Raw genomic sequence first — 24,600 nt, forward strand, 5'->3', positions numbered from 1 at the left:
CCTTTCCGACCGGTTTGCCGGACCATGCTCATTGCAAATGCGACTTTGTTGCAATAGCGGCGCGGCCGGGATTATTCAGCACAGGACAACCGATCGATGACCCACCTGACACTGCGCATCGCGCTCCTGGCCGGCGCAGCGGGCATGGCCGCCCCCGCCCTCGCCTCCGATGCCGCCGACGGCGATCCTGCGGGCGAGCGCGACTATCTGCCCCGCGAAATCGTCGTGACCGGCGCGGCCGACGGCTACGGCCTCGAAGACGGGTCGAGCGCGACCAGGACGCCGACCCCGCTGATCGACGTGCCCCAGGGCGTGAGCTTCCTCACCGCCGACCAGCTGGAAGACCAGTCGATCCGCCAGCTGAACGAGGCCCTGCGCTATGTCCCGGGCGTGAGCATGGAGACGGGCGAAGGGCACCGCGACGAGGTCTTCATTCGCGGCCAGGAGACGACGGCCGACTTCTACCTCGACGGCCTGCGCGACGATGCACAGTACTATCGCTCGCTCTACAACATCGAGCGGGTCGAGGTGCTCAAGGGCGCCAATGCCCTGATCTTCGGGCGCGGCGCGGGCGGCGGCGCGATCAACCGCGTCAGCAAGACCGCCCGCCCGGGCGAGGTCTTCGCGCGCGGACAGGCCTCGGTCGATACGTTCGGCGCCTTCGCCCTCCTCGGCGATCTGAACCAGCCGCTTTCGGGCGACGTCGCGCTGCGGATCAACGGCACTTACGAGGAATTCGACAGCCACCGCGACTTCTACGAAGGGCGCTTCATCGGCATCGCCCCCACCCTGACCGCGCAGCTGGCGCCGCAGACGCGGGTGACCGCCAGCTACAGCTACGACGACGACCGGCGCGTGACCGACCGCGGCGTCCCCTCGTTCCAGGGCGGCCCGCTGCGCGGCCATGACGAGACGTTCTTCGGCGATCCGGACTTCAACCGCGCGCGGGCGAAAGTCCACATCGCGAAACTGCGGCTGGACCACGCGTTCGGCGCCGGCCTCACCGCCAATGCCACGGTGCAATATGCCGATTACGACAAGATCTACGCCAATATCGTCCCCTCGGGGACCGACGGCGAGACGGTCACCCTCGGCGGATACCAGGACACGACCGCGCGCGAGAACGTGATCGGCCAGGCCAACCTCGTCTGGCAGGCCGGCGGCGAGGGTATCGGCTCGACCCTGCTGATCGGCGTCGAGGCGGTCCGGCAGGACACGCAGAACGCCCGCCGCACGGTGGCCTTCGACGACACGAACGAGACCCCGCTGGCCGACCGCATCGTCGTGCCGCCCTACACCCTCGCCCCTGCCAGCCGCTCGCGCGACAGCCAGCTCGAAACGCTGTCCGCCTACCTGCAGGAACAGCTGCGCATCGGCGATCACGTGGAACTGGTCGCCGGGCTGCGCTGGGACCGGTTCGATCTCGACACGCGCGACCTGATCGGCGGCACCCCGGGCGGCCGGGTGGACGAGAAAGTCAGCCCCCGCCTGGGCCTGATCGTCAAGCCGGTCACCGGCCTGTCGCTCTATGCCAGCTTTGCCGAAAGCTTCCTGCCCCAGGCCGGCGACCAGTTCCTGATCCTGAGCCCGGGCGACAGCGAGTTCGAGCCGGAAAAGTTCACCAATTACGAGATCGGCCTGAAGTGGGCGCCGGTGGAGGACGTGCTGGTCACCGCGGCAGCGTTCCGCCTCGACCGGACGAACACTCGCGCGCCCGATCCCGACCAGCCGGGCCTCGTCGTCCTCGCGGGCGAAAGCCGGGTCGAAGGGTTCGAGATCGGCGCCGCCGGCGCGGTGACCGATTTCTGGCAGGCGAACCTGGGCTATACCTATCTCGACGGCGAACTGCTGACGACGTCCAGCTTCGGCCCGGCGGGCGCGCGGCTGCAGCAGCTTCCGCGCCACCAGGTCGCCGCCTGGAACCGCTTCGACATCAACCCCAGCCTCGGTTTCGGGCTGGGCGTCGTCCACCAGTCGAAGCAGTATGCCAGCTTCTCGAACACGGTCGTGCTGCCCGCCTACTGGCGCGTCGATGCCGCGGCCTACTACACGGTCAGCGACAATCTCTCCGTCCAGCTGAACGTCGAAAACCTGTTCGACGAGTCTTACTATCCCAGCGCCCACGGCAACAACAACATCCAGCCGGCCGAGCCGTTCAGCGCGCGGATCGGCCTGCGCTTCGCGTTCTAGGCCGGGGGCGTCCGGGCCGCCGGGCGGCGCTCAGTCCCCTTCCGGGGGGCCGGGCGCGGCCAGGGCCGGCACGTCCTTCGCCGCGTCTTCGGCGCTGATCCCGGGCGCCGGGGCGGCGCTGATCCGTTCGACCCGCCGCGCGACCCGGCCGGCCCGCCGGATCGCGCGGACGAGGCGCGGCTGGACGCCGCAGCGGCACAAGTTGGGAACGGCGGCCGCGATCTCTTCGTCCGAAGGGTCCGGGTTGCGCCCGATCAGCGCGGCGGCGGCCATCGCGATCCCCGGGGTGCAGAACCCGCACTGGATCGCCTGTTCGGCGACCAGCGCCTGCTGCACCGGGTGCGAGCGATCGCGGCTGAGCCCCTCGATCGTGGTCACGAAGCGGCCTTCCGCCTCGGCCAGCGTGATCAGGCAGCTTCGCAGCGCCTCCCCGTCGACGATCACCATGCAGGCCCCGCAGTCGCCCACGCCGCAGCCGTACTTGGTCCCCGTCAGGTTGGCCGCGTCGCGCAGGGCCCACAGCAGCGGGGTTTCGGGGTCCATCGCGAATTCGACGGGCCGGTCGTTGACGGTAAGCGCAGTCATTCGGTGTCCGGGGCCAGGTCCATGCCCGCCGTTATCGCACAGCGGGCCACGGGCACAAGCTTGGCGCTAGGCAGATCGCGATCGGGCGGCTATCGGCCGGGGCATGAGCGAGGCGGCAAAGCTGACGCGCGGTTCGATCCGCGGCCATCTCGTGCACCAGACATTGCCGATGACGGTGGGCGTGGCGGCGATCATGTCGGTCGGGCTGGTCGATGCCTATTTCATCGGGCAGCTCGGCAGCGCGCAGCTGGCGGCCGTCGCCTTCGTATTCCCGGTCACGATCGCGCTTTCCAGCCTCGGCGTCGGGGTCATGGTCGGCGTCAACGCCGTGATCGCCCGCGCGCTGGGCGAAGGCGATGTCGAGCGGGCGGCGCGGCGGGCGAATTTCGGCGTCGTCTTCGCGGTGGCGCTGGGCCTCGCGCTCGGGCTGGCGCTCTTCGCCCTGCTCGACCCGCTGTTCCGCCTGATGCAGGCGAGCGACCGGCTGCTGCCCCTGATCCGCGCCTACATGGCGCCGTTCTCGCTCGGGATGCCGGTCCTGCTGCTGCAGATGGCGCTCAACGGGGTGCTGCGCGGCCAGGGGGAAGCGCGCAAGACCTTCCTCGTCTCGCTGACTTATGCCGCCGCGAACTGGGCGCTCGATCCGCCGCTGATCTCGGGCGCTTTCGGGTTTGCCGGCTTCGGCATTGCGGGTGCGGCCTATGCCTCGCTGGCGGGTTACGGCCTGGCGATCGTCGTCGCGCTGGGCCTGATCGGGCGCACCGCCCTGCCGATCCGCCCGGGGCTGATCCGCCAGTGCCGCTTCGCCGAATCGGCGCGCGCCATTTCGCGCGTGGCCGCGCCGGCCGCCTTTTCCAACGCGATCAACCCGATCGGCCTGTCGATCCTGACCGCCCTGCTCGCCTCGCAGGGGGAAGCGGCGGTCGCCGGGTTCGGCGCCGCGGGCCGGCTGCAGAGCTTCGCGGTCGTCCCGCTGCTGGGCCTGTCGGGTTCGATCGGCGCCATCGTGGGCCAGAACTGGGGCGCCGGGCGGCCCGACCGGGCCCGCCGCGCCATGCGCGAGGCGGGGGCCTTCTGCCTGCTCTACGGCCTCGCGCTGGCGCTGGTCCTGTTTGCCGCGGGGCAATGGTTCGCCGGGTTCTTCACCGACGATCCGGCGGTGGTGGCCGAGTTCGATCGCTACTTGCGGATCGCCGCCTGGGGCTTTGCCGGGTTCGGCCTGCTGATCGTGGCCAACGGCGCGCTCAACGCCGTGGACCGGGCGAGCTGGGCGATGGCGCAGAGCTTCGCCCGGGTGTTCCTGATCATGCTGCCGTTCGGCTGGCTGCTGCGGCCGGCCTGGGGCGCGCCGGCGATCTATGCCGCGGAGCTGGCCGCGAACGTGATCGGCGGCGCGATCGCCGCGCTCGTCGTCATGCACGCCCTGCGGAACTTTAGCGGCCGCGGGTGACGCTTCGTTAACCATCATTGGCCATACCCCCGGGCGATATCGGGGGCATGGACTTAGATGGACGACCTGCTGGCAGATTTCGTGGCCGAAACCCGCGAGATGCTTCAAGCGATCGAGGGCGAGATCGTGGCGTGGGAAGCCGATCCCGCGGACCGCGAGCGGCTCGACGCGATTTTCCGATTCGTCCACACGGTCAAGGGAAACTGCGGCTTCTTCGACTTTCCGCGCCTGGAAAAACTCAGCCACGCGGCCGAAAGCGCGCTGTCCGAAGTGCGCGCGGGCCAGCGCAAGGCCAGTTCCGGCCTGGTCAGCGGGGTCCTGGCGGTCATCGATCGCATCGGCGACATGGTGGAGGCGATCGATGCCGGCGAGCCCCTGCCCGAAGGGGGTGACGAACTGCTGGTCGCCGCGCTGGAGCCGAACGGCGAGGAACCGGACAGCGAGGCCCTGCGCAGCGAGGGGGAAACCGGCCAGCGCGCGGCCCGCGCGGCCAGCGGAACCCGCTCGATCCGCCTGCCGGTGGAACTGCTCGACCGGATGATGGTGGGGGTTTCGGACATGGTCCTGGCCCGCAACGAGCTGGCGCGCAGGCTGCGCGAACAGGGGGCCGATCCCGCGCTGGAGGCGCCCTTCGAACGCCTGTCCTCGATCCTCGACAGCGTGCGCGAAGGCGCCACGCGGATGCGGATGCAGCGGCTGGAGCATCTCTTCGGCACGCTGCCGCGCATGGTGCGCGACCTCTCGGCCGAACTGGGCAAGCAGGTGATGATCGATCTCGACGGCGGCGACGTCGAGCTGGACCGCGAGATGATCGAATCGGTCCGCGATCCGCTGACCCACATCCTGCGCAATGCCATCGACCACGGGATAGAGCCGCCGTCCGAACGGATCGCCGCCGGCAAGCGCGAGATCGGCACGATCACCGTTTCCGCGCGCCGCACGGGCAACCGGATCGTCGTCGCCGTCAGCGACGACGGCCGGGGCATCGCGCTCGACCGGCTGCGCGAGAAGGCGGTGGCCGCCGGCATCCTTGGCCAGGCCGAGGCCGCGGCCCTGGGCGAGGAGGCGACGCTCGACCTCATCTTCGCGCCGGGTTTCTCCACCGCCGACGCGGTCAGCCAGGTGTCCGGCCGCGGCGTGGGCATGGACGTGGTGCGCGCCAATATCGAGCGGATCGGGGGCTCGGTCACCGTGTCCAGCAAGGCCGGCCAGGGCACGATCGTCTATCTCTACGTCCCGCTGACGCTCAGCATCGTCGAGGGGCTGACGGTCCGCGTCGGCGAGCACACGCTGGGCCTGCCGCGATCCTATATCGTCGAGATCGCGCGCAGCGTCTCGCGCGCGATCTCGGTCGATCGCCTGGGCGACGGGATCTTCCTGACCTTCCGCGACCAGCGCGTGCCGTGCCTCGACCTCGCCGAAGTGCTCGACCTCGATGCGCCGGTGGACCTCGAACGCGCGACGTTCGTCTTCCTGCGGCTCGTCAGCGGCGACCTGTTCGCGCTGGCGGTGGACCGGGTGCTCGACAACGAGGATTTCGTTCTCAAGCCCCTGCCCCCGGCGCTGGAGGAAATCGGGCTGTTCGGGGGAACCGCCCTGCTCGACGACGGGCAGCCGATCCTGAAGCTCGACGTGCCCGCCCTGGCCGAACGGCACGGACTGGCGGGCCCCGGGCGGGTGCGCGCGAAAGTGGAGGAACCGGCGCAGGCGCCGATCCAGGCGCAGGCGCAGCACATCGTCGTGTTCGAAGGGTTCGACGGGCGCCGTCTCGGCCTGCGGATGCAGCCGATCCGGCACATCCACACGGTCCCGGTGTCGGCGATCGAGCGCACCGGTTCGGCCATGCTGGCCAACGTGGATGGGGCGATCCTGCCGCTGACCGGGATCGACGCCGTTCCGCAGGAGCGCGAGACCATCATCGCGCTTCGCCTGAGCGACGGAGAGGCGGAATTGCTCCACGCCGCGCGCGCGATCGTCGACACGGTAGAACTGGGCGAAGACGTCGTCCCGCTCGACGGCGACAACGCGCTCGAAGGCAGCGTGCTGGTGGAAGGCCGGATCGTCGGCCTCGTCGATACCCACCGGCTCTTCGCCCGCCACGGGCGCAGGGCCGTCACCACGCGGCGACCGACCTGCCGCATTCCCGCCGGCGATGCTTGGGCGACCGGCTTCCTCGCCCCGCTGCTGCAGGGCGCCGGCTACGACGTCCTGGGCGACGGCGATCCGCGGCCGGCCGATGTCGCGGTGGTTCTCGACGAAAGCGCGCCGGGGGCCGCCGCGGGCCGCATCCTGCGGCTGCGTTCGCGCCCGGAACCGTCGAACGACGCGCCCGACAGCATCTATCGATACGACCGCGACGGCCTGCTCTCCGCCCTCGCCGGCACGCACGCGAAAGGCGCCTGATGGACGATCTCCTCCTCCTCACCCGGATCGCCGGGCGCCCGGCCGCCTTTCGCGCGGTGGACGTGCGCTCGATCATCGAACTCGGCACGATCACCCCGGTGCCGCGCGCGCCCGATTTCGTCGCCGGGATCACCGCCCTGCGCAGCCGCGCGCTGACCGTGATCGACGCGCGCCGGATCCTCGGCGCCCGGGGCGGTCGCGACAGCGCCGACGACCGCAGCCCGGTGGTGGACATCGCCGGCCATTCCTACGCCCTACTGGTCGACAAGGTGGCCGACGTGGTCGCCGGGGTCGGCGCGCTCTCGCCGGTCGGCCCCACCCTCGGCCCGCGCTGGAGCGCCTGCGCCCAGGGCATGGTCGAAACTGCCGCCGGGCCCGCGATCGTGATCGACGTGCCCGCCCTGATAACCGGCCCGCAGAAGGCCGCCGCTTAAACTCATGGTTACCCGGACGGTATAACCGGCAAACCGCAAACTAAGGATCGCACCAATGAAGACCTGCCTGATCGTCGACGATTCCCGCGTGATCCGAAAGGTATCGCGCCATATCCTGGAATCGCTGGGCTTCGCCGTCGAGGAAGCCGAAAACGGCCAGGCGGCGGCCGCCCAGTGCGAATCGGGCATGCCGGACCTGATCCTGCTCGACTGGAACATGCCGATCATGAACGGCATCGAGTTCATCAACCACCTGCGCCAGATGCCGGGGGGCGACAAGCCGAAGGTGGTTTTCTGCACGACCGAGAACGACGTCGCACATATCCGCGAGGCGATCGGCGCGGGTGCGGACGAATACGTGATGAAGCCGTTCGACCACGAAACGCTGCAGATCAAGCTCCAGCTCGTCGGCATGGCCTGACGGGGCCATGACGGCGCAGGGCACGATCACGGCCTCGCACGGGGGCGCGGACGGCGCGGCATCGCCCACCAGGGTGATGATCGTCGACGATTCGCTGATCGTGCGCACCGTCCTTTCCAAGATCATCTCGGCCGAACGCGACATGGCCGTGGTGGGAAAGACGGGCAGCGCGGAAACCGCGCTGGCAAGCCTCGCCCGCACGCCTGCCGACGTCGTGCTGCTGGACCTGGAAATGCCGGGAATGGGCGGTCTCCACGCCCTGCCGCGGATCCTCTCGATCTGCCCGGGCTGCCGGGTGCTGGTCGTCTCCTCGCTGACCAGGGCGGGGGCCGAACACACGCTGGCCGCGCTTTCCACCGGCGCGGCGGACACGATGCTGAAGCCGCGCAGCGGCGAATTCGACGAGGCCTATCGCCAGGCGCTGCTCCAGCGCATCCGCGTGCTGGGCCGGCGCGGCCATCCCGGTGCGGAAGCACCGCGGCCGGCGCCGCCGACGCTGCGTTCGCGCAACCGCGCGGGGCCGCTCGAAGTGATCGGCATCGGCGCCTCCACCGGGGGCATCCACGCGCTCTGCGTCCTGCTGCGCAACCTGCCGCGGCAGCTGGCGGCCCCGATCCTGGTGACGCAGCACCTGCCGGCCAATTTCATGGCCGTTTTCGCACACCAGCTGGAACTGGCCAGCGGCCGCAGCGCGCGGGTCCTCGCCGGCCCGATGGCCTTGCGGCCGGGCTGCATCGTGATCGCCCCGGGCGATGCCCATCTCGTCCTGCGGCGGGAGGAGGACCGGCTCGTCGCAGACCCGGCCAGCTTCCGCGCCCCCAGCGGCTGCCTGCCCTCGGTCGACCCGATGTTCGAGAGCATGGCCGAAACGACGGGGGCCGGCGCGCTCGGGATCGTCCTGTCGGGCATGGGCCGCGACGGCGCGCTGGGCGCGCGGAGCCTGGTCGATGCGGGGGGCAATATCATCGCCCAGGACGAAGCCAGCTCCTCCGTCTGGGGCATGCCGCGCGCGGTCGCGGAAAGCGGGCTGGCCTCGGCCATCCTGCCGCCCGACAAGATCGCCCTCAGGATCGCGGTCCATGCCGGAGATGCGGCGTGGAAGTGACGCGGGCATCGCACCGGATCATCGCGGAGCTGCTGATGCGGCGGACGGGCCAGCAGCTGACGAGCGGCCGCGAATGGCGGATCGAGAGCGCACTGGCCGGCCTGTTCCGCGAATACGGGATCGCCAATGCCGACCAGCTGGTCTGCCTGCTCGACGGCCCCGACGCCGACGCGCTGGCCCGGCGCGTGGTCGAGGCCCTGCTCAACAACGAGACTTATTTCTTTCGCGACCGCCAGCTGTTCCAGCAGCTGACCGAGACGGTCCTGCCCGATCTCGCCCGGTCGCGGGCCGCCACGCGCCGCCTGTCGATCTGGTCCGCCGGCTGCTCGACCGGGCAGGAGGCGCTGTCGCTGGCGATGATCTTCGCCGAGCGGCCCCAGGCCTGGCGCGGCTGGACGATCGACATCCTCGGCACCGACATCTCCGCCCAGGCGATTTCCGCCGCCCGCCGCGCGCGCTACAGCCAGTTCGAGATCCAGCGCGGGCTCGGCGTCGTGCAGATGCTCAAGCATTTCCGCGAAACCGCCCACGGGTGGGAACCGGACCCGGCGCTGCTCGCGCCGATCCGCTACCGCGTCGGCAATATCCTCGACGAGCAGGCCCGGCCGGAACGCTTCGACCTGGTCCTGTGCCGCAACGTCCTGCTCTATTTCGACCACGCGACGCGCGACACCGCGTTCGCACGGCTGGCTTCGAGCCTGCGCGGCGACGGGTGGCTGATGCTCGGTTCCGGCGAAAGCGTGGGCGGCCGGTCCGACCTGTTCGAATCCGCGACCGAGGTCCAGGGCCTCTATCGCCGCGCCGGGCACCTGGCCGCCGAACAGCAAGGTAAACCCGCGTTTAACGCTTCGTTAGTGCAGCGCGGCTAAAGCGTTCGCGATAAGAGGGGTTGGGGCACAGGCGGTGACACTGGAGGCAGAACAGCACGGCTTCGCACCGCGTTTGCTGGTCATCGTGCCCCTGGTGGTGCTGACCGCGATCTACGCCGCGATCTGCCTCGCCCTCCTGCTCGGCGACGACTACGGCTTTGCCCGGACATCGCACCTGATCCTGGGCGGCAGCGCGATCTACGCGATCGCCGTGCTTCTGCTGCTGCGGTTCGGCTTCGCGCATGTCGCCCGGCTCGAACGGCTGGGGATCACCGACAGCCTCAGCCAGCTGCCCAATCGCCGCGCGCTCCACCGCAACATCGCCTCGGGTTCGGGGCCGAACCAGGAAATCGCCGTCGCCCTGATCGATCTCGACGGGTTCAAGACGATCAACGACCTCTATGGCCACGGGATGGGCGACCAGCTGATCAAGGAAGTGGCCGCCAACCTGCGCCAGCTGTGCGGCGAGGACGCGGTCGCCTATCGCCTGGGCGGAGACGAGTTCGCGATCAGCCTGATCGGCCCGCTCGCCGGCACGCTGCTGGAGGGGATCTGCCGCGGGTTCCTCGAAACGCTGACCCACCCGGTCGGGGTGGCAGGCAAGAAGATCCCGGTGGGGGCGAGCGTCGGGCTGGCCCGCTGCACCGCCGGGGAGCCGCTCGATTCGTCCGAGCTCCTGCGCCGCGCCGACGTCGCGATGTACGTTTCGAAGCGCGACGGGAAGATGCGCTGCACCTGGTTCAAGCCCGAGTTCGACCATAGCCTGGAGGCGCTGCGCGATCTCGACAACGAGCTGCGCGCCGGCCTGCTCAACAACGAGTTCGAGGTTCATTACCAGCCGCTGGTCGATGCGCGCACGCACGAGATCGTCGCGGTCGAGGCGCTGCTGCGCTGGGCGCGGCCCGACGGGCGCGAGATCGGCCCCGACGTCTTCGTGCCGGTGGCGGAAGAATCGGGGCTGATCAACTCGATCGGCCAGTGGGTCCTGCGCCGGGCCTGCACCGATGCGCTGTCGTGGGACATCCAGCTGTCGGTCAACATATCCGCCGCGCAGCTGCGCAACCCGGAATTCCCATTCCAGCTCGGCCAGATCCTGGAGGAAACGGGCCTGCCGCCCGAGCGGCTGGAGCTGGAGATCACCGAGACCTGCCTCGTGCTCGACCCGGTGGTGGCGGAGCGCACGCTCGACCTCGTGCGCGGGCTCGGCGTCGATGTCGTGCTCGACGATTTCGGCACCGGCTATGCGTCGATCGGGTTCCTGCGCCAGTTCCGGTTCGAAAAGCTCAAGCTCGACAGGTCGCTGGTGGTCGATGCCGCCAGCGACGAAAGCTCGCGCGCGATGATGCTCTCCTCCATCTCGATGGCGCGCGCGCTCGCCATGCGCGTCACGGCCGAGGGGGTCGAGACCGAAGACCAGGCAACCATGGTCCGCAGCGCGGGCTGCGACCACCTGCAGGGCTGGCTCTACTTCGCGCCGATGCCCGCGCGCGACATTGCGCCCCATCTCTCACGCCCAGCTTCAGCAAACGGCGCCCGGAAAAGGCCGGGAAGGAAAGTAGCATGACCGCCCAGACAAAGATCATCGTCCCCGACGAAATGCGCGAGGAGATCGAGCAGGTCGTGCTCGATCACGCGGGCCCGGCGCGGCCTGTGCGCTCGGCCCTCTTCCGGCGGCTCAACGACCAGTCGCTGGGCCGCAAGCTCGCGCTGCTCAGCGGCGTGCCGCTGGCCGCGCTCGCCGCTATCGCGGGGCTGGCCTGGGTGGCGCTGGGCACGAACGATCCCGGGACCGCGGCCAGCCTGCGGTGGGTCATCGTCGCGGTCACGGCCGTGCTGATCGTGCTCGGCATCGTCGCGATACGCCTGGTCCTGGCGGGCACGTCGAACGCATTGCGCAAGCTGGCGGGCGACATGACCGCGCTCGCCGCCGGCCACCGCGACTTCACCATCAAGGGCACCGAGCGGCAGGACGAAGTGGGCGAGATCGCCCGCGCGTTCGAGGTCTTCGTCAAGTCGGGCCGCAAGCTCGACGAGATGTTCGAAACCCGCCGCGCCGAACGCAGGCGCCGGCGCGAGGAGATGCGCGCGCTCATCCGGTCGTTCGAATCGAACGTCGGCCACGTCGTCAACGGCGTCAGCACGGCATCGGTGCAACTGAAGCAGACGGCCAGCTCGATGGCCGAGGCCGCGGAGCGCGGCGCGGGGCAGACCTCGCGCGTGGCCCAGGCCATGGCCGAGGCGTCTTCCGGCGTCACCGCCGCCGCGGCCGCGTCGGACGAATTCGCGATGTCGATCGGCGAGATCAGCCGCCAGGCGGCCCAGTCGGCCGAGCTGGCGCGCGAGGCCACGGGCTCCACGCAGAAGGCCAACGACACGATTTCCGCCCTGTCGAAGACCGCGGAGGAAATCGGCCAGGTCGTGGAACTGATCTCCACCATCGCGCAGCGCACCAACCTGCTGGCGCTCAACGCCTCGATCGAGGCGGCCCGCGGGGGCGAGGCGGGGCGCGGGTTCGCCGTCGTCGCTTCCGAAGTGAAGGAACTGGCCGCCCAGACCGGGCGCGCGACCGAGCAGGTCGCCCGGCAGATCCAGGCGATCCAGGATTCGACCGGGGCCAGCGTGGGCGCGCTCCACGCGGTCGCCGAACAGGTCCAGCAGCTCGAATCGACGGCGATCTCGATCGCCTCGGCCGTGGACCAGCAATCGGTCGCCGGGCAGGAACTGGCGCGCAATATCGATCTCGCCGCGCGCGGGACCAGCGAAGTGCGCTCCAATGTCGAGCAGATCCGCGAAACCGCGCTCTCGACCGGGGCCGCCGCCTCGCAGGTGCTCAGTTCCGCGACCGAGCTCGAAGGCCAGGCCTCGACCTTGCGCGAACAGGTCGCCCGCGTGCTCGATGCGGTGCAGAAGCGCAACTGACGCGCCGCCCGCCCCGCCGGCAAAGGCCGGCCGCAACTAGAGATTGCTGCCGCGCGCATCGCGGCGCTATGTGACCCCGACCGGGCACGGCGATGCCCGCGGACGGGGAGAGAGACGTGCCGGGGGCAACCCTAACCCGGATCGGCAAGCGTTTCGGCGCGGTGCAGCTGTTCGACGGCTTCGACCTCTCGGTCGGCGACGGCGAGTTCGTGGTCGTCGTCGGGCCGTCGGGCTGCGGCAAGTCCACCCTCCTGCGCCTGGTCGCCGGGCTGGAAAGCCCGGACGAGGGCACGATCCACATCGGCGCGCGGCGGATCGACCGGCTGCCTCCCGGCGAGCGGGGGGTGGCGATGGTGTTCCAGTCCTACGCCCTCTACCCGCAGATGACGGTGGCCCAGAACATCGGCTTCCCCCTGCGCATGGCGGGCCGGCCGCGCGCGGCGATCGAACGCGCGGTCGCACGCGCCTGCGACATGCTCGGCCTGTCCGACCTCGCCGGGCGGCGCCCGGCCCAGCTTTCGGGCGGCCAGCGGCAACGGGTGGCGATCGGCCGCGCGATCGTGCGCGAGCCGGACCTGTTCCTGTTCGACGAGCCGCTTTCCAACCTCGATGCCGGCCTGCGCGCGCGGATGCGGCGCGAATTCGCCGAACTTCACGCGCGCTTGGGCACGACCACGATCTACGTCACCCACGACCAGGCCGAGGCGATGGCGCTGGCCGACCGGATCGTCCTGCTGCGCGACGGGGGGATCGAACAGCACGGCACACCGGAGGAGCTCTATCATCGCCCGGCATCGCTCTTCGCCGCGCGGTTCTTCGGCCAGCCTGCGATCAACGCCCTGCCCGCGCGCGTTGTGCAGGCGGCCGCGGAGGGGATGGAAGTGGCGACCGGGCACGAGGGGGAACGCCTGGTCCTGCCGCCGCGCGCCGCCGGCCCCCTGCCGGCCGGCAGCCGCGTGACCCTGGCCGTCCGGCCCGAGGCACTGGCCGCCGCGCCGGGGGACGGCCGGGTCCGCTTCGCCCCGCGCGCCGTCGCCTATGCCGAGTGGTTCGGGGGCGAACGGCACGTGGGCCTGGGCACGGGCGACGGCGCGCTCACGTGGCGCGCGATGGGCGGCCCGGCGCCCGAAACCGGGGCCGCCGTCACCCTCTGGGCCGAGGCGCACGACGTCCTGGTCTTCGCGCCCGACGGGCAGGCAATGGCGAGCGCGCCATTGCCCCGTGTGTGAAAACGGTTACACTTGGCGCCGGAGAGGGTTGGTGCCGGAGAGGGGTGGCATGGTCACGATTCGGGATGTTGCGAAGGAAGCGGGCGTTTCGGTTGCCACCGTTTCCCGCGCGCTCAACGGCCATACCAACGTTACCAAGGAAACGCGCGAGGCGATCGAGGCCGCGGCCAAGGCGCTCAACTTCGTGCCCCATTCGGGCGCGCGCAGCCTGACGATTCGCCAGACCGACACGATCGGCGTGATCCTGCCCGACCTGTTCGGGGAATTCTTCTCCGAGATCATCCGGGGGATCGACATGATCGCCCACGGCGCGGGCAAGCACCTGCTGCTGGGCAACATGCACGGCAGCTCGCACGAAACGACCAGCGCGATCCGGGCCATGCGCGGGCGGGTCGACGGGCTGCTGCTGATGCCGCCCGATTCGACGGCCGAGCTGCTGACCGATCACCTCGACCCGGGGATGCCGACCGTGCTCCTCAACGCCCAGGCGGGCGGCAGCGACGTGCCCTTCGTCGCGGTCGACAACTATCACGGCGCGCGCACGATCACCGAACACCTGATCGATTGCGGGCGCAGGCGGATCGTCCACATCGCCGGGCCCAAGCACAACCGCGACGCGCGCGAGCGGCTGCGCGGCTTCACCGATGCCATGCGCGAAAAGGCCGGTGAAACGCAGCCGGTCGTCCTTCCCGGCGATTTCACCGAGGGCGCGGGGCGCGAGGCGGCGCGCCTGCTGCTGGCGGGGCAGGTGCCGGCCGACGCGGTCTTCGCGTCGAACGACGTCATGGCGGTGGGCCTGATCTCCGTGCTCGACGAAGCGGGCGTGGCGATCGGGCGCGACATGCTCGTCGCCGGTTTCGACGACATCCCGCTCGCCCGCCATATCACGCCGCGGCTGACCACGATGCAATCGAACATGGCGCAGCTCGGCTCCACCGCGGCCATGCTGCTCCTGCGCATGTTGCGCGGCGAACAGCTGGGCATGGCGCACGGGGTCGTCCTGTCGCCCAGCCTCGCCGGCCGCGAATCGACCCTCGGCCCCGAAGCGGGCACCGCCAGATCGTCCGCCGGACGCGGGTAATGGGGCCCGGGCTTTCGCGCCGCCGCCTGCTCGCCTCGGTCGCCGCCGGGTCGGCCGCGCTCGCGCTGGGCGGCTGCGGACGGTCCGATGCGCTGACCTTCTGGGCCATCGGCAACGAGGCCGCCGCGCTGCCCGCGCTGCTCGATCGCCACGGCCTCGGCACCGTCCGGGTGCAGCCCCTTCCCTGGTCTGGCGCGCACCAGAAGCTGTTGACCGGCTTCGTGGGCGAATCCCTGCCCGACCTGGCCCAGGTGGGAAACAGCTGGCTGGGCGAACTCGACGCGATCGGCGCGCTCGCCCCTGCCCCCGGCGATGTCACCGGCGACAGCGACCCCTTCCCCGCGGTGATCGGCAGCAATCGCATTGCCGGGCGGCTGATCGCAGTGCCGTGGTATGTCGATACCCGCGTGCAGTTCTATCGCAGCGACCTGTTCGCGCGCGCCGGCTACGCGGCCCCGCCGCTGGAATGGGCGGCCTGGAAGCGCGCGCTCGTCCGGGTCCGCGCGCTGGCCGGGGGCGAGACGTTCGGCGTCCTCCTCCCGCTCGACGAGTTCGAGCACCTGCAGACTTTCGCGCTCTCCGCCGGTGCCGGCTTCCTGCGCGAGGGGTGCACGCGCGGGGCCTTCGGCGCGCCCGAGTTCGTCGAGGCGCTGGGTTTCTACAAGTCGCTGTTCGACGATGGTCTCGCCCCCGTCGTCACCGGCGCGCAGATCGCCAACCGCTGGGCCGAGTTCGCCCGCGGCTGGTTCGCGGTCTATCCCTCCGGCCCGTGGATGATCGGCGAGATGCGCGAACGGCTGCCGCCGGCCATGCAGGGCAAGTGGGCGACCGCCCCCCATCCCGGCCCCGATGGGATCGGCGCCTCGGCCCCGGGCGGATCGAGCCTGGTCGTCTTCGCCGGCGGCGCGCGCCAGCGCGAGGCATGGGACGTCGTGCGCCGCCTGCTGCGCCCCGATGCCCAGCTCGCCCTGCACCGCGCGACCGGCGACCTGCCGGCAATGCGTTCGGCCTGGACCGGCGGCGCGCTCGCGGCGGACCCGGTCGTCGCCCCCTTCGCCCGCCAGATCGACCACGCGCGGCCCCTGCCCAAGGTGCCGGAGTGGGAACGGATCGTCACCGAGATGCAGGTCGTCGCAGAGCGCATGGTGCGCGGAGAGTTCACCGTTCGCGGCGCGGCGCGCGAGATGGACCGGCGGGTCGATCGCATCCTGGCCAAGCGCCGCTGGATGGCCGAGAGGGGCAAGGCGTGAGCGCAGGCGCGGGGCCAGGCACTGCCGCTGCCACGACCGTCGCCGCGGCGACGCGGGCGGAGCGGCGCGCCGGCTGGCTGTTCAGCGCGCCCGCGCTGCTCGCGATCGCGCTGTTCTTCGTCCTGCCGACGATCGCCTCGCTCGCGCTCAGCCTGACCGATTTCGACATCTATGCCCTGGCCGACATCGGCAATCTGCGTTTCGTCGGGCTGGCCAACTATTCCGCCCTCCTGGGCGACCCGCTGTTCTGGACCGCGCTGCGCAACACGCTGTGGTTCGTCGCCCTCGGCGTCCCGGCGATCATGCTCGTCGCCTTTGCCGCCGCGGTGCTGGTGAACGAGCGGCTCGTCGCCTGGCGGCCGCTCTGGCGCGCGGTCTTCTTCGCCCCCTATGTCGCCACCCTGGTCGCCGCGGCGGTCGTGTGGAAATACCTGCTCCACGCGCGCTACGGCCTGCTCAACCACGCGCTGGCGGCCATCGGCCTGCCGCCTGTGGACTGGCTGGGAGACCCGCGCTGGGCGATTCCCGCGATCACCCTGTTCGTCGTGTGGAAGAGCTTCGGCTACTCGATGCTGATCTTCCTCGCCGCGCTGCAGACCGTCCCGCGCGAGCTGGAGGAAGCCGCCCGGATCGACGGCGCCGGCTGGTGGTCGCGCCTGCGCCACGTCACCCTGCCCGCGATCGCCCCGGCGGCGGGCCTCGTCGCCGTGCTCGCCGTGGTGTCGATGTTCCAGCTTTTCGCAGAGCCATACGTGATGACCGAAGGCGGGCCGGCGCAATCGACGATCACCGTGCTCTATCTGATGTTCGACCAGGGGTTCCAGTGGTGGAGCCTGGGCCTGGGGGCGGCAGTGGCCGTGGTCCTGTTCGGCTGCATCCTCGTCGCCGCGCTCGCCCCGGCGGCCGCGCTGCGGCTCTTTCGCGGGCGCGGCGGATGAAGGCGCGCCTTGCCATGACCGCGCTCGCGGCGCTGTTCGCCGCGATCACCCTCGCGCCGCTGCTGTGGATGGTGGCGGTCAGCCTGATGCAGCCGGGCGAGGCGGGCCGGTTCCCGCCGCCGCTGGTGCCCGCCGATCCGACTCTCGCCCATTACCGCGCGCTGTTCGCGGACCAGGGCATGGGCCTGTTCCTGCTCAACAGCCTCGCGATCTCTACCCTCGCCACCGTCCTCGCGCTGATCTTCACGCTGCCGGCCGGCTATGCCTTCGCCCGCCTGCGCTACCCGGGTCGCGACACGACGGTGCGGGTGCTTCTGGCGCTGCTGCTGGTTCCCGGGCAGATCGGGATGCTGCCGCTGTTCCTGGAACTGAAGGCGCTGGGGCTGGTCAACTCCTACGCCGGGGTCCTGGTGCCCTGGCTGGCGGGGATCGTCGGCATATTCCTCGTGCGGCAATATGCCCTCGCCATCCCGCTCGACCTGGTCGAGGCCGCGCGGATCGACGGCGCGAGCGAGTGGCGCATCTTCCGCCACGTCGCCCTGCCGGTCATGCGCCCGGCGATCGCGACGCTCGCGCTGTTCGTGTTCCTCGGCAGCTGGAACGACTTTCTCTGGCCGCTGATCGTCCTGTCCGATCACGACCTCTACACCCTGCCGGTCGCGCTCGCCGCGCTCGGGCGCGAACGTTCGCAGGATATCGAGCTGATGATGGCCGGATCGGTGGTCACCACCGTCCCCGTCCTCGTCCTGTTCCTGGCGCTTCAGCGCCAGTTCGTCGGCGGCCTCCTGGCCGGAAGTGTCAAAGGATGACGATGAAACGACTGATCCCTCTCGCTCTTGCCTGTTGCGCCGCGGCCTGCACCGCGCCCGGCCCCCTTCATGCGCGCGCGCCGGCATTGCAGGCCGGGCAGCATCCCCGGCCCCCGGTCGCGCCGGGCGGCTACGAATACCAGCTCCACCTGCCGCCGGGCGCGGCGCGCGCGGACGAGGACGGGGGCCCGCGCTGGCCGCTGATGATCTTCCTCCACGGCTCGGGCGAACGGGGCAGCGACATCGCGCGGGTCAAGGTCCATGGCCCGCCCAGGATCGCCGAGTGCGACCCTGCCTTCCCCTTCATCCTGGTGTCCCCCCAGCTCCCGGCCGGGGAGGACTGGGACCTCGCCCGGCTCGACGCGCTGCTGGATCATGCCCTGGCCACGCTGCCGGTCGATCCGGCGCGGATCTACCTCACCGGCCTCAGCCGCGGCGGCCATGCCACGTGGCGCTGGGCCGCGGCGGAACCGGGGCGTTTCGCCGCGATTGCCCCGGTTGCCGGGCGCGGCGATCCCGCCAGCGCCTGCGCCTTGACGGATACCCCCACCTGGGCCTTCCACGGCGACCGCGACGATGTCGTCACGCCCGAAGGCAGCTTCGCCATGGCCCGTGCGATCCGCGCCTGCGGCGGGCGCAGCAGCCGCCTGACGATCTACCCCGACCTGGGGCATAACGCCTGGGACCCGGCCTACGACGACCCGGCGCTCTATCTCTGGCTCCTGTCCCACCGGATCGAGGGAGGCGCACGATGAGCCGGACCTTTCCCGACCGGTTCCTGTGGGGCGCGGCGACCGCCGCCTACCAGGTCGAGGGCTCGCCGCTGGCCGACGGGGCCGGGGCCAGCATCTGGCACCGCTTCACCCACGATCCGCGCCTGATGATCGCCAGCGGCGACACCGGGGACGTCGCCTGCGACCACTACAACCGGATGGAAGGCGACGTCGAACTGATGAAGCAGCTGGGCCTGCAGGCCTATCGCTTCAGCATTTCGTGGAGCCGGATTCTGCCCGAGGGCACGGGGCGGGTGAACCAGGCCGGGCTCGACTTCTATCGTCGCCTGGTCGATCGGCTGAACGATGCGGGGATCGTGCCGCTGCCCACGCTCTACCACTGGGATCTTCCCGCCGCGCTCGACGACCGCGGGGGCTGGCTCAACCGCGACGTGGCCGAATGGTTCGGCGAATATGCCGCCGTCATGTACCGCGCGCTCGACGGCGAGGTCCGCCGCTGGGCGACGCTGAACGAACCGTGGGTCGTGGCCGACGGCGGCTATCTCAACGGCGTGCTCGCGCCGGGCCATCGCAGCATCTTCGAATGCGCGATCGCCAGCCGCAACCTGATGCGCGCCCACGGCCGGGCGGTGCAGGCCTATCGCGAAACGGGGCGGCACGAAGTCGGCGTGGTCTTCAATATCGAGCCCAAGTACCCGGCCAGCGACCGGCCGGAAGACGTCGCCGCCGCCGCGCGCGCCGATGCCTACATGAACCGCCAGTATGCCGACCCGGCCCTGCTGGGCGCTTGCCCGCCCGAACTGCGCGACGTCTATGGCGAGGCGTGGGAGGACTGGTCCGCCGACGACCTTGCCCTGGCGTGCCAGCCGGTCGATTTCGTCGGCATCAACTACTACACCCGCTCGGTCGTGCGGGCCAGCGAGAGCGCCTGGCCGCTGCGGGCGGAGGCGGTGGTGCAGGAAGGGGCGCAGCACACCGAAACCGGCTGGGAAGTCTTCCCCCCGGCGATGACGCGCACCCTGCTGTGGTTCCGCGAACGCTACGGCGAGATCCCGCTCTACATCATGGAAAACGGCGCCGCCTTCGCCGACCCGGCGAGCAGCGCCGACGGCCCGATCGCCGACGAGGACCGGTGCCGCTATCTCGCCGCGCACATCGGCGCCGTCCATGATGCGATCGCGGCCGGCGTGGACGTGCGCGGCTACATGGTATGGTCGCTGTTCGACAACCTCGAATGGGCGCTCGGCTATGCCAAGCGCTTCGGGATCGTTCACGTCGATTACGACACGCTGGCACGCACGCCGAAGAAATCGGCCGATCTCTATCGCCGCATCGTCGAGAGCAACGGAGCGGCGATCGGCGACGTATCGAGCAGCGCGTCGAAAATATCCGGGGCGGGTTGACGGCGGCCCGGCGCGCACCGGCGCCGGGCCGGCAGGCCGTTACTCGCCCTCGTCCAGCCAGCCCCCGGCGAAGCCGAGCCGTTCCAGCCCGCGCCGGACATGCGGGTTCTTGCGCATCGTGCGCCAGACGAGGCCGCTGCGGTGGTTTTCCAGCATCGCGAGGATCGGCCCCTGGTCGATGCCCAGGTGGTCGCCCGCGATCCAGCCGCGTTCGGGATCGACCGTGCCGGTATCGCTGCCGGCATCGGTGAAGGTGTAGCTGGGGTTGAACGCGTCCTTGAACCCGTAACGGGTATAGAGCGCTTCGCCGTAGGCGGCGCGCATGTTCATCAGCGCGGGGATCGTTACCTCGGGGGCGAAGGGAATCGACCCGCCGGCCGCGGTCGGCACGATCGTGCCGTCGTCCACCACCCGTTCGGCGCTGACGCCGCGCGCCGAATAGCCCATGAATTCGCGCGGGCGGCCGTTCACCTCGCGCCCGCTGGCCGCGCCGGTCGGCCCGTCGGAAGCGGTCCAGCCCCAGATATCGGCGGAATAGCCGGTCCAGTCGTTCGGATTGTCCGCGCCATAGGCGCGCTGGCTCAAGGTCGCGCGGCGGCTGTTCTCGAAATAGTCGATGCCCTTGGCGCGCATGAAATCGTCGCGAATGCCGCGGAAATCGATCCAGACATGGCTGTACTGGTGGCCGAAGAGCGGCTCGAACTGCAGGTGCTCGTAGCCGTAGTAATCGCCCCAGTCCTCCTCGAGGTGGGCGGCCCAGCCGGTGTCCCAGGCATCCTTGCCGACCGGGTGCGTGGGCGAGCCGGCGGCGAGGACGTAGACCAGCATCGCCTCGTTGTAGCCGACCCAGTCGTGGGTGCCGAAATCGCCCCCCTCGCCCCGCTCGGGATACCAGCCCATCACGATCGCCTTGCCGCTGCCGCCGTTGGCCGACGGGATCGTGCTGTTTTCGCGCTGGACGAAAGTCCAGTCCACGCGGCGGTAGATCTTCTCCGCCAGCGCGCGGATTTCCGCCTCGACCGCGTCGTCGCGATCGAAGTAGCTTTGCGCGAACAGCACGCCGCCCAGCAGCAGCGCGGTATCGACCGTCGACAGCTCGGTCCGGCCGCGGCGGGTGCCGTCCTCGTTGTTGAGGAAGTGGTAGAAGAAGCCCTTGTGCCCGGCCGTGCCCGACACCGCCGGCCCTTGCGGCGCGTTCCAGTAGAAGTCCAGGCAGTCGCGCGTGCGCGCGGCAGCCTCGGCGCGCGAGACGTAGCCGCGCTCCGCCCCGATGCCGTAGGCGGTGAGCGCAAAGCCGGTCGCCGCGATCGAGGAGAACGGGTTGCTGGGCCACCGGTCGGGCGCGAGGCAGCGCCGGGTATCGGTGGTTTCCCAGAAATAGCGGAAGGTGCGCTGCGACAGGTCTTCGGCGAAGGCGGCCTGCGCGGCGGGCGAATGGCCGGCCTGGCCGGCGGGCGCAGGCGGCGGCGACCCGGCCGTGCAGGCGGCCAGCGCGAGCAGCGGCAGGGTGAAAGCGGCGAAGCGGACGGACATTTCAGCTCCCAGGGCAAAGGACGCCTGGCCACCCCGGGGGAGGGGGGAGATGGGGTGGCCAGGCGCCCGATCGTGACCGGTCAGAATTCGAAACCGGCCGACACCTTGATGGTGCGCGGCGGATTCCCGCCCACGCCCAGGCCCGAGATGGTCAGGTAATCGGGCGAAGCGGGATCGGCGTTATAATCGACGTAGTTGCGATCGTTGAACAGGTTGATCACGTCCGCGCGGATCCAGATGCGCGTTTCGTCGGTGACGAAGGGCAGCGAGAGGTACTTGGTCACCGCCAGGTCCATCTGGCGGAAGCCCCAGCGATCGCCGTTCGCATTCGCCTCGTTCGCAATCACGTCGCGCGACGGGTTCGGCCCGCCGGTGGAAATGAAGCTCTTGAGATAGGGCGGCGAGGCGATCTGGAACTTGCCCGAAAGGACCATGTCGATCGGCAGGTCGACCGAGCCGGTCATCACCAGGCGATGCTTGCGCACCCCGCTCGAACGGGTGACCGGGTAATCCTCCAGCGAGGGGAAGTCGAGCGCGAAGACTTCGCCGAAGTTCCGGTTCTCCTCCGCCTCGGTGTAGGTATAGGTCGCCGAGAGGCTCCAGGGCGAGGCGGGCGTGTAGTTCTTGTTCAGCTTGAGGTAGGCCGAATCGGCGCTCGTCTCGAGCCCGTTGGTCCCGATGATGATCGAGCCATAGCCCGCCGGCGCGAAGCCCCAGGGCGAATTGGGCGCGGCCGGTGCCGGCTCGAAGAACGAACCGTCGGGGCGCCGATTGCCGAGCAGGTAGGCGAAACCGTCCTTGCTCTCGATATGGCTGAAGCCGACTTCGGCGTCGAAGTTCGACGTCAGCCGCCCCCGCAGGCCCAGGCTGAACTGGTCCGAATAGGGCATCTTCAGGTCGTTATCGATGAAGCGCAACTCGCGCCCGCCGCCGGTCCCGGCCTGGGCCAGGAGCTGCTGGCGCCCTTCCTCGGTCAGGTAGACCGGGTCCCACGGCACGCAAGTCGGGCTCGGGTCGCAGGTGTTGTTCGGATCGCCGGTGATGAAGTTGAACGTGCGCGTGGTGTAGGATCCGACGCTGATTTCCTGCTGGAGGAAATCGAACTGGTTGCGATCGTAGGACCGGCCATAGCCGCCGAACAGGGCGAAACGGCCGTCCTCGTCGAGTTCGTAGGTGAAGCCGAGACGCGGCTGGATCGCACCGGTGAAGGCCTTCCGCTCGGTCCCGGTCGAGATGTAGTCGTTGATGTCGTAGTTCGCGTTGACGAGGTTGGGATAGTTCTCGGGCGAAACCGCCTCGACCGCGTCCTGCGGGTGGACGAAATCGAAGAAGGCCGGCGTTTCCTCGTAATCCCAGCGCACGCCAATGTTCAGCGTCAGCCGGTCGGTCACTTCCCAGTCGTCCTGGGCGTAGATCCCGAACTGCCAGTTCTTCGAATTGACGATCGGGCTGCCGGTCCCGGTCTGAGCGCCGAACTGCACGCGATAGGGGATCGTGTCGTTGAACGTGCCGCCGCCCGGGTTGTAGGCGACGTTATAGGTATAGACCGGGTTGAAGTTGTTGAGCTCGAGCGTGTTCAGCTCCACCCACTTGCTCTTCACCCCCAGCTTTATGGTGTGGCCTTCGAAGCCGGTCCAGGTGAAATCGTTCTGGATCGCCCAGCCCTTCTGGCCCTTGTCCTGGTAATTGCCGCCCCCGCCGATCCGCAGCAGGTTGTCGCGCACGACCTCGCCCGGCTGGGGATCGGTCGGCGAGGGGCCGGCATAGGCGAAGAGCGAGGCGTTGGAGAACTCGACCGGGGTCGGCGCCCACTTCACATCTTCGTAAGTAAGCTTGAGATCGTTGATCCAGTTGTCGGTCGTGTGCTCCCACCGGCCCGTCAGGCGCAGTTCCTCGACATCCTGCGAGCTGATCGTGGAGCGGGCGTTGATCCCGCTGCCCAGGAACTCGCCGCTTTCGTCGCGGTACTTGGCCGAGACCTCGAACAGGTCGCTGTTGCTCGGGACGAAATCGATCTTCCCGAAATAGAGGTCTTCATTGAAAGTCGAATTGGTCGGCCCGAACTCGTCCTGGTACTCGGCCGGGAAGAACGAGACCGGCAGCGCCAGGCCGGGCGTGATCTCGACCGGGCGTTCCTGGCGCTTCCCTTCGTACGTGACGAAGAAATGCATCACGTCCTTGATGATCGGCCCGCCCAGCGCGCCGCCGAACTGGAAGTCCTTCGTTTCCACCTTGCCCGGATTGCTGCCGTAAAGCTCGAGCGGCGTCGCGGCGCGCATGCTCTGGTCGGTATAGTCGATGAAGCCCTGGCCGTGGAACTCGTTGGTCCCCGAACGGGTGACCGCGGTGATCGCGACCGAGCTGACCTGGTCGAACTCCGCCTTGTAGTTCGACGAGATCACCCGGTATTCGCCGATCGCCATCTGCGGGAACGGGTTGCCCTGGGTCGAATCCTGCCCGGTCACGCCGTTCTTGAGGACATAGTCCTTCTGGCCGACGCCATCGATGAAGATGTTGACCGTGCGGCTGTCCTGCGCGCCGCCCTGCAGGCGCGACTGGCCGTTCGCCCCGGTGACGAACTGCACGCCGGGCGCGAGATCGGCGAAGGCGAGGAAGTTGCGGTTGTTCTGTGGCAGCGTCTCGATCTGGCGCAGCGAGATATTGGCGCCGACTTCGCCCCCTTCCATCGTGCGGATGCGATCGGCGACGACGACGATCTCGTTTCCGCCGGCCGGCGCGCCGGCCGCCGGCTGCCCGGCGCCGGCCTGCTGCGGGCCGAGGTCGAAATCGAGCACGGCGTTCTGCGCCACGCGCAAGGTGAAGGAATCGGTCGTGCGCACGCCGTCGGCCGTGGTCACTTCCAGCCGATAGGTGCCCGGGCGCAGCGAGGCGAAGTTGTAATTGCCCCCGGCCCCGGCGGCGACGGTGCGGCGCACCCCGGTGTTCACTTCCACCGCGGTCACCTCGCTGATGCCTTGCGCGCCGGTCACCTGCCCGCGCAGCGAGGCGGTCGATTCCTGCGCGTGGGCAGGCTCGACGAGCGCGACCGACATGGCCCCGCCGGCAACGCCGATCGCCAGCGCGGCGGCGAGCCTGCGGGCCAGGCGGGTCTGGGTGAACGGATTGCGAGATTCGAACTTGGTCATGGTTTCCTCCCCACGTCGGCCGCCCCTTGAGGGTCGATCCGAAAAGCTGCCTGCGTGACGGCGGGCCTTGTCGCCCGAGCCGCCGAATCAACTCGATCTGG

19 protein-coding genes are annotated in these 24,600 nt (G+C 69.9%); 16 read left to right on the forward strand and 3 right to left on the reverse strand.

The genetic code is table 11. The annotated features are described in order from the left end of the window. The first annotated feature begins 96 nt into the window (after positions 1-96). Positions 97-2,190, forward strand: a complete 2,094-nt coding sequence (locus T8T98_RS11545; RefSeq protein WP_251105086.1) for a TonB-dependent receptor — start codon at positions 97-99, stop codon at positions 2,188-2,190. Positions 2,191-2,220: 30 nt separating this feature from the next. On the opposite strand, the gene T8T98_RS11550 is transcribed toward T8T98_RS11545, so the two are convergent. Then, a complete protein-coding gene (locus tag T8T98_RS11550; RefSeq protein ID WP_160733940.1) occupies positions 2,221-2,775 on the reverse strand; it encodes a (2Fe-2S)-binding protein in 555 nt (184 codons plus the stop codon). Positions 2,776-2,878: 103 nt separating this feature from the next. Between T8T98_RS11550 and T8T98_RS11555 the strand changes: the two genes are divergently transcribed. From T8T98_RS11555 to T8T98_RS11625, 15 genes are all read left to right on the forward strand, one after another. Then, on the forward strand, positions 2,879-4,225 hold the full coding sequence (locus T8T98_RS11555) for an MATE family efflux transporter (protein ID WP_251105085.1): 1,347 nt from the start codon (positions 2,879-2,881) through the stop codon (positions 4,223-4,225). 57 nt (positions 4,226-4,282) lie between these two features. Then, complete coding sequence (locus tag T8T98_RS11560) at positions 4,283-6,628, forward strand: chemotaxis protein CheA (RefSeq protein ID WP_251105084.1); 2,346 nt, start codon at positions 4,283-4,285, stop codon at positions 6,626-6,628. Beyond that, positions 6,628-7,062, forward strand: coding sequence for a chemotaxis protein CheW (locus T8T98_RS11565; RefSeq protein WP_251105083.1), 435 nt, complete (start codon positions 6,628-6,630; stop codon positions 7,060-7,062). The genes T8T98_RS11560 and T8T98_RS11565 overlap by 1 nt, the downstream gene beginning before the upstream one ends. 55 nt (positions 7,063-7,117) lie before the next feature. Continuing rightward, a complete protein-coding gene (locus T8T98_RS11570; RefSeq protein WP_160733944.1) occupies positions 7,118-7,483 on the forward strand; it encodes a response regulator in 366 nt (121 codons plus the stop codon). 7 nt (positions 7,484-7,490) lie between these two features. Continuing rightward, positions 7,491-8,588, forward strand: coding sequence for a chemotaxis-specific protein-glutamate methyltransferase CheB (gene cheB, locus T8T98_RS11575; protein ID WP_251105082.1), 1,098 nt, complete (start codon positions 7,491-7,493; stop codon positions 8,586-8,588). Then, positions 8,579-9,457, forward strand: a complete 879-nt coding sequence (locus T8T98_RS11580; RefSeq protein ID WP_251105081.1) for a CheR family methyltransferase — start codon at positions 8,579-8,581, stop codon at positions 9,455-9,457. The genes cheB and T8T98_RS11580 overlap by 10 nt, the downstream gene beginning before the upstream one ends. A gap of 34 nt (positions 9,458-9,491) precedes the next feature. Continuing rightward, the gene (locus tag T8T98_RS11585; RefSeq protein ID WP_251105080.1) at positions 9,492-11,021 is read left to right on the forward strand and encodes a putative bifunctional diguanylate cyclase/phosphodiesterase; all 1,530 of its coding nucleotides are present in this window, start codon (positions 9,492-9,494) and stop codon (positions 11,019-11,021) included. Further along, the gene (locus T8T98_RS11590) at positions 11,018-12,376 is read left to right on the forward strand and encodes a methyl-accepting chemotaxis protein (RefSeq protein WP_251105079.1); all 1,359 of its coding nucleotides are present in this window, start codon (positions 11,018-11,020) and stop codon (positions 12,374-12,376) included. The genes T8T98_RS11585 and T8T98_RS11590 overlap by 4 nt, the downstream gene beginning before the upstream one ends. Positions 12,377-12,492: 116 nt before the next feature. Further along, entirely contained in the window at positions 12,493-13,605 is a 1,113-nt protein-coding gene (locus T8T98_RS11595; RefSeq protein ID WP_251105078.1) for an ABC transporter ATP-binding protein, read from the forward strand. Positions 13,606-13,654: 49 nt separating this feature from the next. After that, positions 13,655-14,686, forward strand: a complete 1,032-nt coding sequence (locus tag T8T98_RS11600; protein ID WP_251105077.1) for a LacI family DNA-binding transcriptional regulator — start codon at positions 13,655-13,657, stop codon at positions 14,684-14,686. Then, entirely contained in the window at positions 14,686-15,936 is a 1,251-nt protein-coding gene (locus T8T98_RS11605) for an extracellular solute-binding protein (RefSeq protein WP_251105076.1), read from the forward strand. Before T8T98_RS11600 ends, T8T98_RS11605 begins: the two co-directional genes overlap by 1 nt. Further along, positions 15,933-16,874, forward strand: a complete 942-nt coding sequence (locus tag T8T98_RS11610) for a carbohydrate ABC transporter permease (RefSeq protein ID WP_251105075.1) — start codon at positions 15,933-15,935, stop codon at positions 16,872-16,874. Before T8T98_RS11605 ends, T8T98_RS11610 begins: the two co-directional genes overlap by 4 nt. 14 nt (positions 16,875-16,888) lie before the next feature. Further along, positions 16,889-17,683, forward strand: a complete 795-nt coding sequence (locus T8T98_RS11615; RefSeq protein WP_251105074.1) for a carbohydrate ABC transporter permease — start codon at positions 16,889-16,891, stop codon at positions 17,681-17,683. Positions 17,684-17,685: 2 nt separating this feature from the next. Then, the gene (locus T8T98_RS11620; RefSeq protein ID WP_251105073.1) at positions 17,686-18,438 is read left to right on the forward strand and encodes a carboxylesterase family protein; all 753 of its coding nucleotides are present in this window, start codon (positions 17,686-17,688) and stop codon (positions 18,436-18,438) included. Then, positions 18,435-19,820, forward strand: coding sequence for a GH1 family beta-glucosidase (locus T8T98_RS11625; RefSeq protein WP_251105072.1), 1,386 nt, complete (start codon positions 18,435-18,437; stop codon positions 19,818-19,820). The genes T8T98_RS11620 and T8T98_RS11625 overlap by 4 nt, the downstream gene beginning before the upstream one ends. 39 nt (positions 19,821-19,859) lie before the next feature. On the opposite strand, the gene T8T98_RS11630 is transcribed toward T8T98_RS11625, so the two are convergent. Beyond that, the gene (locus T8T98_RS11630; protein ID WP_251105071.1) at positions 19,860-21,353 is read right to left on the reverse strand and encodes a glucoamylase family protein; all 1,494 of its coding nucleotides are present in this window, start codon (positions 21,351-21,353) and stop codon (positions 19,860-19,862) included. Positions 21,354-21,433: 80 nt separating this feature from the next. Then, a complete protein-coding gene (locus T8T98_RS11635) occupies positions 21,434-24,499 on the reverse strand; it encodes a TonB-dependent receptor (RefSeq protein ID WP_251105070.1) in 3,066 nt (1,021 codons plus the stop codon). Between the last annotated feature and the right edge of the window lie 101 nt (positions 24,500-24,600).

The organism is Pelagerythrobacter marinus (genome assembly GCF_034375205.1).
Taxonomy (GTDB): domain Bacteria; phylum Pseudomonadota; class Alphaproteobacteria; order Sphingomonadales; family Sphingomonadaceae; genus Pelagerythrobacter; species Pelagerythrobacter marinus.